A 14,222-nucleotide genomic window follows, 5' to 3' on the forward strand; every position below is an offset into this window, starting at 1 on the left:
GGGCGCCGGATCGGCCCGCTGCGGGGGCCTCCCGCGGCTCCGGGGGCGGTGCGCCGGGCCCCTTCAGCCGCGGAGGGCCCCCGGAGCGAGCGGATCGGGGCTACTCGGTGACGGCGGCGGGGCCGCCCGCCAGGAGGCGGCGGAAGCCGTCCGCGTCGAGCTGCGGGGTACCGAGGGACTCCGCCTTCGTCAGCTTGCTCGCGCCCGGGTTCGCGCCGACGACGACGAACGCCGTCTTCTTCGAGACGCTCGACGCGGCCTTGCCCCCGGCCGCGATGATCGCCTCCTCGGCGCCCTCCCGGGTGAAGCCCTCGACGGTGCCGGTGACGACGACCGAGAGCCCGGCCAGCGGGCCGGCCGGGGTCTCCGGGACGGCCTGCGGGCCCGGGTGCCCGGGGATCTCGAGCCGGACACCGGAGGCGGCCCAGCGGTCGACGATCGCCGCGTGCCAGTCGACGCCGAACCAGTCGATCAGCGCATCCGCGATGATCGGGCCGACCCCGTCGACCGCCGCGAGCTCGTCCCGTGACGCCGAACGGATCGCGGCGACGGACCCGAAGTGCGCGGCGAGCGCCCTGGCGGCGACCGGTCCCACGTGGCGGATCGACAGCGCGACGAGGTACCGCCAGAGGTCGCGCGTCTTCGCGAGCTCGAGGTTGGCGAGCAGGTCGATCGCCTGCTTGGACGGGAACCGCGCGTCCGCGGCGAGCGGCTCGCCGGCCTCGCGGGCCGCCCGCTTCTCGTCCGCGTTCGGGTTCCGCTGGAAGGGCGCGAGCCGCTTCTCGGTGCCGTCCTCGTTCAGCCGCGGCATCCCGGTCTCCGGGTCGCGGGGCACGACGCGGATCGGCAGCAGGTCGTCCATCGTGAGGTCGAACAGGCCGGCCTCGTCGACGAGCGGCGGCGTCTCCGGGAACGACGGCTGCGTGAGCGCCGCCGCGGTGACCTCGCCGAGCGCCTCGATGTCGAGCGCGCCACGCGACCCGATGTGCTCGACCCGGCCGCGGACCTGCGCGGGGCAGCTGCGGGCGTTCGGGCAGCGGAGGTCGACGTCCCCCTCCTTCGCCGGCTTCAGCGGCGTGCCGCACTCGGGGCACCGCTCGGGCATCACGAAGGCGCGCTCGGAGCCGTCGCGCAGCTCGACGACGGGGCCGAGCACCTCCGGGATGACGTCGCCCGCCTTCCGCAGCACGACGGTGTCGCCGATCAGGACGCCCTTCTCCTTCACGACGTCCTGGTTGTGCAGCGTCGCCTGCCGCACCTCGGAGCCGGCGACGAGCGCCTTCTCCATCACCGCGAACGGGGTGGCGCGCCCGGTGCGGCCGATGGAGACGACGATGTCGAGCAGCTTCGTGTGCACCTCCTCGGGCGGGTACTTGAACGCGGTCGCCCAGCGCGGCGAGTGGCTCGTCGCGCCGAGGGCGACGTGCAGGTCGAGGTCGTCGACCTTGATCACGATGCCGTCGATCTGGTGCTCGACCGAGGCGCGCTCGGCGCGGTACCGCTCGATGAACCCCCAGACCTCGTCGATCGTCTCGAACACCCGGTAGTGCGTGGAGGTCGGCAGCCCCCACTCGGCGAGCAGGTCGTACACCTGGCTCTGGCTCGTACAGCGCCTTCCGCCCGTCGTCCCGCCGTCGAGCGTCTCCCGCTCGATCTGCTCGACCGGCCACGCCCCGATGCCGTGCACGAGCATCCGCAGCCCGCGGATCCGTGCCTCCATGAGCGCCAGCTTCTCCGGCGACTTGCCCTCCGCCTTCTGCCGCAGCGAGCCGGAGGCCGCGTTGCGCGGGTTCGCGAAGAGCCGCTCGCCGGCCTCGGCCTGGCGGGCGTTCAGCGCGTCGAAGTGCTCGACCGGGAAGAAGATCTCCCCGCGGACCTCCACGAGGTCCGGGTGCGGACCGCCCTGCAGCCGCAGGGGGATGGTGCCCATGGTGCGGACGTTCGGGGTCACGTCCTCCCCCGTGATCCCGTCGCCGCGGGTCGCGGCGGAGGTGAGCACACCGCGCTCGTAGCGGAGGTTGATCGCCAGGCCGTCGATCTTCAGCTCCGAGAGCCAGCGGACCGGGGCCTCCGGAAGCCGCTTCGCGGCGTCGCGGTGCACGCGGTCGGCCCACTCGTCGAGCTCGCCCCGGCTGAACACGTTGTCGAGCGAGAGCATCGGCTCCTTGTGCACGACCGGTGCGAACAGCGTCGTCTCCGGCGCGCCGCCGACGGTCTGCGTGGGGCTGTCCGGCCGCAGCAGCTCGGGATGCGCCTGCTCGAGCGCCTGCAGGCGGTGGACGAGCGCGTCGTACTCCTCGTCGGAGGCGGTCGACTGGTCGCCCTCGTAGTACTGGTGCCGCAGCTCGTTGATGCGGGCGGTGAGGTCCGCCACCTCCTTCGCATCCCCGGCGGATGCTGCGGTCACCGTCTCGCTCATGCGGCGAGCATAGGGGCGGCCACCGACAGCGCACCGAACGAGGAAAGCGGCCTCCGATCAGGCGGGCGCTGCCGAAACGGTGCGATCCACCGTGACCTGCCCGAGCACCCTGGTGCCGTCGTAGAGCACGGCGCTCTGGCCGGGAGCGAGCCCCAGGATCGGCCGGTCCGGGCGCACGACGAGCTCGTCCGCCTCGAACGCCGCGGTCGCCGCGACCGGTTCGGCGTGCGCGCGCACCTGCACGTCGCAGCGGAACTCCCGGCCCGACGGCGGCGGCCCGGCCCAGGACATCCGGGCACCGGCGAGCGCGCCGACGGCCAGCGCCTCCTTCGGCCCGACCACGACCGTGTTCGTGGCGGGGCGGACCTCGAGCACGAACCGCGGCCTGCCGTCCGGCGCCGGCCGGGTGAGCGAGAGCCCCCTGCGCTGCCCGACGGTGTAGGCGAGCGCGCCCTCGTGGCTGCCGAGCTCCGTGCCCTCCCGGTCGACGACCGGGCCGGTCTCGCTGCCGAGGCGGTCCGCGAGCCAGCCGCGCGTGTCGCCGTCGGGGATGAAGCAGATGTCATGGCTGTCGGGCTTCGCCGCCACCCGGAAGCCGCGCTCCGCCGCCTCCGCCCGCACGACGGCCTTCGACGGCGTCGCGCCGAGCGGGAACATCGCGTGCGCGAGCTGGTCGGCGGTCAGCACCCCGAGCACGTAGGACTGGTCCTTCGCCTCGTCGGAGGCGCGGTGGAGCTCGCGGCGCCCGTCGGCGTCGGTGGTGACGACGGCGTAGTGGCCGGTGCAGACCGCGTCGAACCCGAGCGCGACCGCGCGGTCGAGGAGCGCCGCGAACTTGATGCGCTCGTTGCACCGGAGGCACGGGTTCGGAGTACGGCCGGCGGCGTACTCCGCGACGAAGTCGTCCACCACCTCCTCCGCGAAGCGGGCGCTGAAGTCCCAGACGTAGAAGGGGATGCCGATGCGGTCGGCGACGCGGCGCGCGTCCATCGCGTCCTCGATGGTGCAGCAGCCCCGTGCCCCGGTCCGCAGCGTCCCGGCGTTGCGGTTCAGCGCGAGGTGCACGCCCGTGACGTCGTGCCCGGCGTCCACGGCCCTCGCCGCGGCGACCGCGGAGTCGACGCCGCCGCTCATCGCCGCCAGCACCTTCATGCGCACCAGGCTAAGCGCCTCCTTTCACGGATGAGGGCGGCGGCCCTGATCCGTGAAGAGTCAGGGGCGGGCGAGCGCGGGTGCCAGCGCGGGGAGGGCGGCGAGGAGCGCGTCCACGTCCGCCTCCGTCGACGAGTGCCCGAAGCTGATGCGGAGCGCACCGCGCGCCTCGTCCTCCGTCAGCCCCATGGCGAGCAGCACCGGCGAGAGCCGGGTCACGCCCGCGAGGCACGCGGACCCCGTGCTGACCGACACCCCGGCGGCGTCGAGCAGGAACAGGAGCGACTCGCCGTCCGCTCCGGCGACGGTCACGTGCAGGTTGCCGGGGAGGCGCCTCGGCCCCGGCTCCGCGCCGCGGAGCGTCGCGCCGGGCAGCGCGGCACGGAGGCCCGCCAGGGCGCGGTCGCGCAGCCCGGCGATCCGCCGCTCCTCCGCCTCGAGGTCGGCGACGGCCTCCTCCGCCGCCACGGCGAAGGCGAGCGCGAGGGCGGCGGAGGGGGTGCCGGATCGCAGGCCCCGTTCCTGACCGCCGCCGTGGAGCAGGGCGGTGATCGGCGCCGTCCGGCGCACGAGCAGCGCGCCCACCCCGGCGGGGCCGCCGAGCTTCACGGAGGAGACGCTCATCGTCTCCACGCCGTCGAACGCGGTCGGGACGGCGCCGAACGCCGCGATCGCGTCGACGTGGAGCGGGACGCCGGCGCCGCGGGCGAGCGCGGCGAGCGCGGGCACGTCGTTGCGGGTCCCGACCTCGTTGTTCGCCGCGAGCACGGTGACGAGCGCCGCGTCCGGCTCCGCCTCGAGGGCCGCCGCCAGCACGGAGGGCGCGAGGCGGGCGTCGGCGTCCACGGGCAGGTCGACGATCCTGGCGCCCTCCCGTCCCACCGCCTCCGCCGCCTCGACGGTCGCCGCGTGCTCGCCCCCGGGGAGGAGCACCGCTCCCCCGCGCGACCGCCAGGTGCCGATCACCGCGAGGTTCACCGCCTCCGTACCGCCGGAGGTGAAGACCACCTCGACCGGCTCGCACCCGACGGCCGCGGCCAGCCGTTCCCGCGCCTCCTCGAGCAGGGCGCGGGCCGCCTGCCCGTGCCGGTGCACCGACGACGGGTTGCCGACCGTGCCGAGCGCCTCGGCGAGCGCCGCCGCCGCCGCGGGCCGCAGCGTCGTGCCCGCGGCGTGGTCGAGGTAGGCGGGCATGGCGTCATTAGGGTAGGCGCGTGCAGGCCGATCCCCTCGCGAGCGACCGCTACCGCGATCTCGGGGTGCGCGCGGGCGCCGACGGCGGCACCCTCCGGGTCGCGAGCGAGACCGCGACGGCGATGGACCTCTGCCTCCTCAGCGAGCGCGACCCCTCCTGGGTGGAGCGGACCGTCCACATGACGCGGGACGCCGACGGGATCTGGAGCGGCGGCTCCTCGCTGCTCACGCCCGGTCGCCGCTACGCGATCAAGGCCGCCGGACCCGAGGGTCCGCGGCACGCCTTCGACCGCTCCCGCTCGCTCCTCGACCCGTACGCGCGAGGGATCGTCCGGATCGACCAGGAATCCTGGCGCAGCGTCGTGGTGGAGGACCGGTTCGACTGGGGCGACGTGCGGCGGCCGAGCACCCCGCTCGCGGAGAGCGTGGTCTACGAGGCTCACGTGAAGGGCCTCACCCGGCAGCTGCGGTCGGTGCCGAGGGCGCTGCGCGGCACCTACGCCGGCCTCGCGCACGAGTCGACGATCGCGTACCTCAAGGACCTCGGCGTCACCGCGATCGAGCTGCTGCCCGTGCACCAGTTCGCGAGCGAGCAGCGCCTCATGAAGCAGGGGCTCGCCAACTACTGGGGCTACAACACCGTGGGCTTCTTCGCCCCGCACGCCCAGTACGCCTCCCTCGCCGCGCAGTCCGCCGGCCCGCAGGCGGTGCTCGACGAGTTCAAGGGGATGGTCAAGCACCTGCACGCCGCAGGGCTCGAGGTGTGGCTCGACGTCGTCTACAACCACACCGCGGAGGAGGGGCCGTCCGGGCCGGTGCAGAGCTTCCGCGGCCTCGACAACAGCACCTACTACCGGCAGGACGACGGACGGTACATCGACACCACGGGCTGCGGGAACAGCCTCGACTGCTCGCAGGAGCAGGTGCGCAGGATGATCCACGACTCGGTCCGCTACTGGGCGGAGGAGGTGCGGATCGACGGCTTCCGGTTCGACCTGGCGGTCACGCTCGGGCGCGACCACCAGGTCGTCTTCACACCGGATGCGCCGCTGCTGCAGGAGCTGCTGGCCGACCCGAGGCTCGACGGGATCAAGCTGATCGCGGAGCCCTGGGACGTCGGGCTCGGGGGCTGGCAGACCGGCGGCTTCCCCGCCGGCTGGTCGGAGTGGAACGACCGCTACCGCGACACGGTGCGCGACTTCTGGCTCACGGACACGGTGGTGACGCGGCACGGGGGCCTCGCCCGCACGGGGATCGGCGCCCTCGCGAACGGGCTGGCCGGCTCCTCCTGGCACTTCTCCCCGGCGCGCGGTCCGCTCGCGAGCGTGAACTTCATCACCGCGCACGACGGCTTCACCCTGGCCGACCTCACCTCGTACAACGCGAAGCACAACCTCGGCAACGGGGAGTCGAACCGCGACGGCACCGACAACAACCGCTCGTTCAACTTCGGCGTCGAGGGGGCGACCCGCTCCGAGCGGGTGCTCGCGGACCGGCGCCGCGCGATGCGGAACCTGCTCGGGACCCTCCTCCTGTCCGCCGGGGTGCCGATGCTGCTCGCGGGCGACGAGCTCGGCCGGACGCAGCGCGGGAACAACAACGCCTACTGCCAGGACGCCGCCGTGAACTGGGTGGCCTGGAATCTGCAGGAGTGGCAGGAGCAGCTGCAGGACGTGGTGCGGCGCCTCATCCGCATCCGGCGCGAGCACCCGGCGCTGCGCCCGGCGACGCACGCGGGCGACACGAGCGCGAACGCCATGCACTGGTACAACGCGGACGGCGGCACGATGGACGAGGCCGCGTGGACGAACCCGGAGAACCGGACCCTGCAGTACCTCGCGGAGGCGGACGGCGACACGACCCTGCTCGTGGTGCACGGGGACGAGACGCGGATGCGGGTGGCGCTCGCCGAGCACGCGGGCGTCACCGACTACGAGCTGCTCTGGACGAGCGCCGACGACACCGCCTCGGGGCTGCACTCGGCGCCGGGCGAGCACATCGAGATCGACGGGCCGACCCTCCTCCTGTACGCCGGCTCCTGACCCTGCTCCTGGCCCGCTCCTCGAGCACGCTCCCCACCCGCACAGCCGTCACGCCGCTTCGCGTCGCGCCGGAACCGGGCGCGTGGGCCTAGCAGGACCGAGCGCCGACAGCAGGACACAGGGGACCGTTCCGTCCTGCTGTCGCTCCTCGGTCCTGCTGACGGACTCGGCTCCTCCTGCCGGTGCGCTCCGGAGGCGCGTCAGTGGGCGACGGCGACGAGGCCCATCTCCGCGGGATCCACGAGGTACGCGTTCTTCGGCACCACGCGCACGTTGTAGCCGAACGAGCCGGGACGTCCGAGGGTGACGGTGCCGGCGAACGTCCGCGACCCGTCGATGGGGATCGCGCCGGTCGTGGCGGCGGTGTCCTCCTCGAGCGGCGTCAGCTCGACGGTCGCCGTGTTCACGAGGTCGTCCCCTTCGCGGGAGGTGCCGTAGACGACCTCCACCGCCACGTCCTCCGGCCGCAGCGAACCGAGCTGCACCTGCGCGCGCACGTGCAGCCGGTCCCCCACCTGCGGCACCGGCGCGAGTCCGCCGGACTCGACGTGCACGACCGAGACGTCGCCCCACGCGGAGGAGACCACGGCCTTCCAGGCCGCGAGCTCGCGGCCACCGGCGTAATCCCCCGCGCTGATCGCCTCGGCGGCGTTCGCGGCGGGGATGTACAGCCGCTGCACGTACTCGCGGACCATGCGGTCGGCCGACAGCTCGGGCGACAGCGTCGCGAGGGTGTGGCGCACGTTCGCCATCCACCGCGTCGGCACGCCTGCGCTGTCGCGGCGGTAGAACCGCGGCGCGATCTGGTTCTCGATCAGGTCGTACAGGCTCTCCGCCTCGAGCTTGTCGCGCTCCGCGGCGTCGCCGGCCGAGTCCGCGGACGGGATCGCCCAGCCGTCCTCGCCGTCGTAGTACTCGTTCCACCAGCCGTCGAGGATGGACAGGTTCAGCACGCCGTTCAGGGCGGCCTTCATCCCGGAGGTGCCGCAGGCCTCGAGCGGCCGGAGCGGGTTGTTGAGCCACACGTCGGTCCCCGGGTACAGCACCTGCGCCATCGCGATGTCGTAGTTGGGCAGGAAGACGATGCGGCGCCGCAGCTCCGGGTCCTGGGTGAACCGGACGAGCTTCTGGATGAGGCGCTTGCCCTCCTCGTCCGCGGGATGCGACTTGCCCGCGATCACGATCTGGATCGGCCGCTTCTTGTGGGTCAGGAGCGCGATGAGCCGCGCCTCGTCCTCGAGCATCAGCGTGAGGCGCTTGTAGGTCGGCACCCGCCGGGCGAACCCGATCGTGAGGACGTCGGGGTCGAGGAGGTCGTCGAACCACGCGGGTGCGGAGGCGCCGGGGTTCTCGTCGTGCCAGGCGGCCGTGACGCGGCGGCGCGCGTCGGCGACGAGGTTCGCCCGCATCCGGTTGCGGACGGCCCACAGCTCCGCGTCGGTCACGCCGGGTCCGGCCCAGTCGGCGGCGGTCGTGTCCGCGGTGCCGAGCTTCTCCTGCGCCAGCTCGAGCAGGAGCGGGTCGGTCCACGTGGGCGCGTGCACGCCGTTCGTCACCGAGGTGATCGGCACGTCCGACGCGTCGAACCCGGGCCACAGCCCGCTGAACATGCCTCGGCTCACCTCGCCGTGCAGCTGCGAGACGCCGTTCGCGTGCTGACCGAGCCGGAGGCCCATGACCGCCATGTTGAACACGTCGCCGGAGCCGCCCGGGTAGTTCTCGCTGCCGAGGGCGAGCACCTCCCAGACGTCGACGCCCGGCAGGAGGTCGCCGGAGAAGTACTGCTGCACGAGGCCGCGGTCGAACCGGTCGATCCCGGCGGGCACCGGGGTGTGGGTCGTGAAGACGGTGCCCGCGCGGACCACCTGGAGGGCTTCCGAGAACGTGAGGCCGTCGTGGATGAGCGTGGAGATGCGCTCCAGCCCCTGGAAGCCGGCGTGCCCCTCGTTGGTGTGGAACACCTGCGCCTCCGGGGCTCCGGTGAGCTCGGTCCAGATCCGCAGCGCCCGGACGCCGCCGACGCCGAGGAGCAGCTCCTGCAGCAGTCGGTGCTCGCCCCCGCCGCCGTACAGCCGGTCGGTGACGTCGCGGAGCGCGTCCTCGTTCTCCGGGATGTCCGTGTCGAGCAGCAGCAGCGTGACGCGACCGACGGCCACCTGCCAGATCCGCGCGTGCAGCGTGCGCCCCTCGGGGAGCGCGAGCGACACGAGGGCCGGGGCGCCGTCGGCGTGGCGGGTCAGCGTGAGCGGCAGCCCGTCGGGGTCGAGGACGGGGTAGGCCTCCTGCTGCCACCCGTCGGCGGAGATCGACTGCTTGAAGTAGCCCGCGCGGTAGAAGAGGCCGATGCCGGTCAGCGGCAGCCCGAGGTCGGACGCGCTCTTCAGGTGGTCGCCCGCGAGGATGCCGAGGCCGCCCGAGTACTGCGGCAGCGCCGCCGCGATGCCGAACTCCGGCGAGAAGTAGGCGATGTGCGCAGGCGCGCCGCTCAGCGTCTGGTACCAGCGCGGCTCGCTGCGGTACGTGGCGAGCTCGTCGCGGAGCGCGTCGGCGCGGGCCACGAACTCGGCGTCGGCCGCGAGCGCCTCGATCCTCGCCGGGCTGACCGCGCCGAGCAGCGCGACGGGGTCGCCCGCGATCCCGTGCCAGATCTCGGGGTCGATCTCCTCGAACAGCCGCCTGGTCGGCTCGTGCCAGGACCAGCGGAGGTTCGCGGCCAGCTCGTCGAGCGCCGACAGGGATGCCGGCAGCACGGTGCGGACGGTGAAGCGACGGATTGCTTTCACGGCGAGCAGGACTCCTCGGACTCGGCTGGTTCGTCACGATACGGGGTCGGCGCGGCCGCGATGCAAGCGTTTACGGGGCGCCGGGCAGCAGGGTGCCGACGCCGCATTCCCCATGCGGCTTCCAAGGGGGTCTCGTAGGGTGTGCGCGTGGCTGACACCCAGGCAGCGGACAGCGCCCGCCCCGCGTCGACGCGGACCCGCAGCACCGGCGCGCGCAGGTCGACCCGGAAGAAGGACGAGTGGAAGCCGGTCCTCGGCCGGATCCCGATCCTCGACCTGTCGCCGCAGCAGCCCGACGACCTGTGGCCCGCGAAGGCGTTCGACGGCGAGGTCGTGCCCTTCTCTGCGACCGTGTTCAAGGAGGGCCACGACGTCATCGGGGCCGCCGTGGTCCTCGAGGCCCCGTCGGGGCGGACCGTGCGCCGCCCGATGCAGCAGGTGAACCCCGGCCTCGGCCGGTGGACCGCGCTGTTCCGCGTCGACGAGATCGGCGCCTGGACGTGGCACGTCGAGGCCTGGCTCGACGACTGGGGCACCTGGCTGCACGACGCGGGGATCAAGATCCCCGCCGGGATCGACGTCGAGCTGATGTTCGAGGAGGGGGCGCGCCTGCTGGAGCGCGCCGCCGGCGAGGACTCCCGCGGCGAGGACGCGCCCGGGCTCCTCCGCGACACGGCCGGTGCGCTCCGTGACACGGGGACGGAGGCGGGCACGCGGTGGCGCCTCGCGACCGAGGGACGCGTCGCGGACGTGCTCGCACTCGCTCCCGTCGCGAGCCTCGTCACCGCCGGCCCCTCGAGGCGGCTCCGCGTGGAGCGGCTGCGGGCCGGGTACGGCGCCTGGTACGAGTTCTTCCCGCGATCGGAGGGCGCCGTCCGGCACGACGACGGCAGCTGGACCTCCGGCACCTTCGCGACGGCGGCGCTGCGGCTCCCGGCGATCGCGGAGATGGGCTTCGACGTCGTCTACATCCCGCCGGTGAACCCGATCGGGCGCACGAACCGCAAGGGCCCGAACAACACGTTGACGGCCGGCCCGAACGACCCCGGCTCCCCCTACGGGATCGGCTCGGAGGCGGGGGGCCACGACGCGATCCACCCGGACCTCGGCACCGAGGAGGACTTCCTCGCGTTCCTCGAGGCCGCGAAGCGCCTCCAGCTCGAGATCGCGCTCGACATCGCCCTCCAGGCCTCCCCCGACCACCCGTGGGTGCAGGAGCATCCGGAGTTCTTCACGACGCTCGCGGACGGCTCGATCGCCTACGCGGAGAACCCGCCGAAGAAGTACCAGGACATCTACCCGCTGAACTTCGACAACGACCCCGCCGGGTCGTACGCGGAGATGCGGCGCGTGTTCCAGGTGTGGATCGACCGCGGCGTCCGCATCTTCCGGATCGACAACCCGCACACGAAGCCGCTCGCGTTCTGGGAGCGGCTCATCCACGACGTGAACGCCGCGCACCCCGACGTGATCTTCCTCGCGGAGGCGTTCACCCGGCCGCCGATGATGCGAGGGCTCGCGAAGATCGGGTTCCAGCAGAGCTACACGTACTTCACCTGGCGGAACACGAAGCAGGAGCTGACGGAGTACCTGGTCGAGCTCTCCCAGGAGACCGCCGACTACATGCGGCCGAACTTCTTCGTCAACACGCACGACATCCTCACCCCCTACCTGCAGTTCGGCGGTGCCGCCGCGTACAAGATCCGGGCCGCGATCGCCGCCACCGCGGTGCCGACGTGGGGCGTCTACTCCGGGTACGAGCTGGTCGAGAACGTGGCCCGTCCCGGGTCCGAGGAGAACATCGACAACGAGAAGTACGAGTACCGGCCCCGCGACTGGGCGAAGGCCGCCATGCTCGGCACCACCCTCGCGCCGTACCTCGCCAGGCTGAACGGCATCCGCCGGCACCATCCCGCGCTGGGGCAGCTCCGGAACATCCACTTCCACTGGACCGAGTCCGAGGACGTCATCGCGTACTCGAAGCACCTGGACGCCGAGTTCACCGGCACGGGTCGCCCCGACACGGTCCTCGTGATCGCGAACCTCGATCCCCACGGCGCGCGCGAGACGGTCGTGCACCTCGACCTCGCCCAGCTCGGCAGGCTGCCTGGCGACCGGTTCACCGTGCGGGACCTGATCACCGGAGCGCAGTGGGAATGGGGCTCGGACGACTACGTCCGGCTCGACCCCTACGCCGAGCCCGTCCACATCCTCGCCGTCGAGGATCGGTAGCCGCGCCGGGCGATCCCGGCAGCGACCAGGAGGTACGCCACCATGCCCAAGAAGACCGCCACCGCCGCCGACGCGCGCGCGGACGCGACACCCATCGCCTCCGTGCCCTCGGACGACGTGCTCGCCCGCATCGCGGACGGCTCCCACTCCGGTCCGCACGCCGTGCTCGGGCAGCATCCGGTCGGGAGCACCGAGGCGGTCGTGATCCGCGCGCTGCGCCCCCTGGCGAGCGAGGTCGTCGCGGTGCTCGACTCCGGTGCGCGGATCGAGCTCGGGCACGTGGGCTGGGGCGTCTGGCAGGGCGTCTCGGTCGCGGGCTTCCAGGACTACGTGCTCGAGACGCGGTACGAGGACGGCTCGACCTGGACGGCCGACGACCCGTACCGCTTCCTGCCGAGCGTCGGCGAGATCGACCTGCACCTGTTCGGCGAAGGGCGCCACGAGCGGCTCTGGGAGATGCTCGGCGCCCACCACCGCGAGCTCCACGGCGTGCACCGCGGCACCTGGGGCACCTCGTTCTCCGTGTGGGCGCCGCACGCGCAGGCCGTGCGCGTGATCGGCGACTTCAACTCCTGGGACGGCCGCCTGTACGCCATGCGGCGCCTGGACGGCAACGGCGTCTGGGAGCTGTTCATCCCCGGTCTCGAGCCCTACAACGCCTACAAGTTCGAGATCCTCACCCGCCACGGCGAGTGGATCGAGAAGGCCGACCCGATGGCGCGGCACGCGGAGCTGCCTCCCGCCACGGCGAGCGTGGTGACGGAGAGCTCGTACCGGTGGGGCGACTCGGGCTGGATGAGCGACCGCGCGGCGACGAACCCGATCGAGCAGCCGATCAGCGTCTACGAGATGCACTTCGGCTCCTGGCGGCAGGGCCTCGGCTACCGGGAGGCGGCCGACCAGCTGATCGACTACCTCCACGAGACCGGCTACACCCACGTGGAGTTCCTCCCGCTCGCGGAGCACCCGTACGAGCCGTCGTGGGGGTACCAGGTCACCGGGTACTACGCGCCCACCTCGCGCTTCGGTCACCCGGACGACCTGAAGTACCTCATCGACCGGCTGCACCAGGCCCGCATCGGCGTCTACATGGACTGGGTGCCCGGCCACTTCCCGAAGGACGCGTTCGCGCTCGCGAAGTTCGACGGCGAGCCGCTCTACGAGCACAGCGATCCGCGTCTCGGCGAGCACCAGGATTGGGGCACGCTGATCCCGAACTTCGGCGACAGCCAGGTGCGGAACTTCCTCGTCGCGAACGCCCTGTACTGGCTCGACGAGTTCCACGTCGACGGCCTGCGGGTCGACGCCGTCGCGTCGATGCTCTACCTCGACTACTCGCGGAACGAGGGCGAGTGGGTGCCGAACCGGTACGGCGGCCGCGAGAACCTCGAGGCGATCAGCTTCCTGCAGGAGACGACGGCGACGGCGTACAAGCTGCACCCGGGCGTGATGATGATGGCCGAGGAGTCGACCAGCTGGGGCGGCGTCACGCACCCCACGGACCACGGCGGGCTCGGCTTCGGGCTCAAGTGGAACATGGGCTGGATGAACGACTCGCTGCGGTACATCGCCAACGACCCGATGTGGCGCAGCTATCACCAGAACGAGCTCACGTTCTCGTTCGTGTACGCGTTCAGCGAGCACTTCATCCTCCCCATCAGCCACGACGAGGTCGTGCACGGCAAGGGTTCGCTCATCGGCAAGATGCCGGGCGACCCGTGGCAGCAGATCGCGAACGTGCGCGCCTACCTCGCCTTCCAGTGGGCGCATCCCGGCAAGCAGCTCCTGTTCATGGGGCAGGAGTTCGGGCAGCGGAGCGAGTGGAGCCAGGAGCGCGGCCTCGACTGGTGGATCCTCGACCAGCCCGCGCACCGGGCGCTGCTCGGCTACGTGGGCCAGCTGAACCGCATCTACCGCGAGCACCCGGCGTTCTGGCAGCAGGACACGTCCCCGGCCGGCTTCGGCTGGATCGACGGCGCGGACTCGGAGAACAGCGTGGTCGCGTTCCTCCGCTGGGACCGCGACGGGAACCCCGTCGCGTGCATCTTCAACTTCTCCGGCCGCCCCGTCGAGCAGTACCGCATCGGCGTGCCCCTCGCCGGCACGTGGGAGGAACTGCTGAACAGCGACGCCGCCGAGTTCGGCGGATCCGGCGTCGGCAACTACGGATCGGCGGTGGCGGAGGCGGAGCCCTCGCACGGCCAGCCCGCGTCGCTCGTGCTGACCCTGCCGCCGCTCGGCGCGCTCTGGCTGCGCCCGAAGGCGCGCCGCTGACGCCGGACGCCCGCGCGCTCGTGACCCGCTGAGCGTGGTGGTGCCGCCGGGGGCGGGGGGGCGCCGCCCCGCACCCGGGGGTGTCGCCCGCGCGCGGGGGGGGCGGGGGGGGGCGGGGCCCCCGCA

Annotated in this window: 7 protein-coding genes; 3 read left to right on the plus strand and 4 right to left on the minus strand. The window is 72.9% G+C overall.

Features of this window, described 5'->3' with window-relative positions:
- Positions 1–100: 100 nt before the first annotated feature.
- Genes ligA through ACTHLI_RS02645 form a run of 3 tightly spaced genes read right to left on the minus strand, consistent with a single transcriptional unit; the run spans position 101 to position 4,765 of the window.
- Positions 101–2,419, minus strand: a complete 2,319-nt coding sequence (ligA, locus tag ACTHLI_RS02635; RefSeq protein ID WP_440181284.1) for an NAD-dependent DNA ligase LigA — start codon at positions 2,417–2,419, stop codon at positions 101–103.
- A gap of 57 nt (positions 2,420–2,476) precedes the next feature.
- On the minus strand, positions 2,477–3,571 hold the full coding sequence (gene mnmA, locus ACTHLI_RS02640) for a tRNA 2-thiouridine(34) synthase MnmA (protein ID WP_440181285.1): 1,095 nt from the start codon (positions 3,569–3,571) through the stop codon (positions 2,477–2,479).
- 60 nt (positions 3,572–3,631) lie between these two features.
- Positions 3,632–4,765, minus strand: a complete 1,134-nt coding sequence (locus ACTHLI_RS02645; RefSeq protein ID WP_440181287.1) for a cysteine desulfurase family protein — start codon at positions 4,763–4,765, stop codon at positions 3,632–3,634.
- A gap of 20 nt (positions 4,766–4,785) precedes the next feature.
- On the opposite strand from ACTHLI_RS02645, the gene glgX reads away from it, so the two are divergent.
- Complete coding sequence (gene glgX / locus ACTHLI_RS02650; RefSeq protein ID WP_440181288.1) at positions 4,786–6,807, plus strand: glycogen debranching protein GlgX; 2,022 nt, start codon at positions 4,786–4,788, stop codon at positions 6,805–6,807.
- Between the two features lie 200 nt (positions 6,808–7,007).
- On the opposite strand, the gene glgP is transcribed toward glgX, so the two are convergent.
- Positions 7,008–9,590 (minus strand): alpha-glucan family phosphorylase, encoded by a 2,583-nt coding sequence (gene glgP / locus ACTHLI_RS02655; protein WP_440181289.1) that lies wholly within the window; start codon positions 9,588–9,590, stop codon positions 7,008–7,010.
- A 147-nt stretch (positions 9,591–9,737) separates the two neighbouring features.
- Between glgP and ACTHLI_RS02660 the strand changes: the two genes are divergently transcribed.
- Positions 9,738–11,822, plus strand: a complete 2,085-nt coding sequence (locus tag ACTHLI_RS02660; RefSeq protein ID WP_440181290.1) for an alpha-1,4-glucan--maltose-1-phosphate maltosyltransferase — start codon at positions 9,738–9,740, stop codon at positions 11,820–11,822.
- Positions 11,823–11,864: 42 nt separating this feature from the next.
- Positions 11,865–14,096, plus strand: a complete 2,232-nt coding sequence (glgB, locus tag ACTHLI_RS02665; RefSeq protein WP_440181291.1) for a 1,4-alpha-glucan branching protein GlgB — start codon at positions 11,865–11,867, stop codon at positions 14,094–14,096.
- Positions 14,097–14,222: the final 126 nt, after the last annotated feature.

It is taken from the genome of Amnibacterium sp., assembly GCF_051956055.1.
Classification (GTDB): domain Bacteria; phylum Actinomycetota; class Actinomycetes; order Actinomycetales; family Microbacteriaceae; genus Amnibacterium.

Excerpts from the sequence above, each read along its gene's own strand:
- mnmA (WP_440181285.1), bottom strand. The coding sequence starts at position 3,571 with ATGAAGGTGCTGGCGGCGATGAGCGGCGGCGTCGACTCCGCGGTCGCC.
- ligA (WP_440181284.1), bottom strand. The coding sequence starts at position 2,419 with ATGAGCGAGACGGTGACCGCAGCATCCGCCGGGGATGCGAAGGAGGTG.
- ACTHLI_RS02645 (WP_440181287.1), bottom strand. The coding sequence starts at position 4,765 with ATGCCCGCCTACCTCGACCACGCCGCGGGCACGACGCTGCGGCCCGCG.
- glgB (WP_440181291.1), top strand. The coding sequence starts at position 11,865 with ATGCCCAAGAAGACCGCCACCGCCGCCGACGCGCGCGCGGACGCGACA.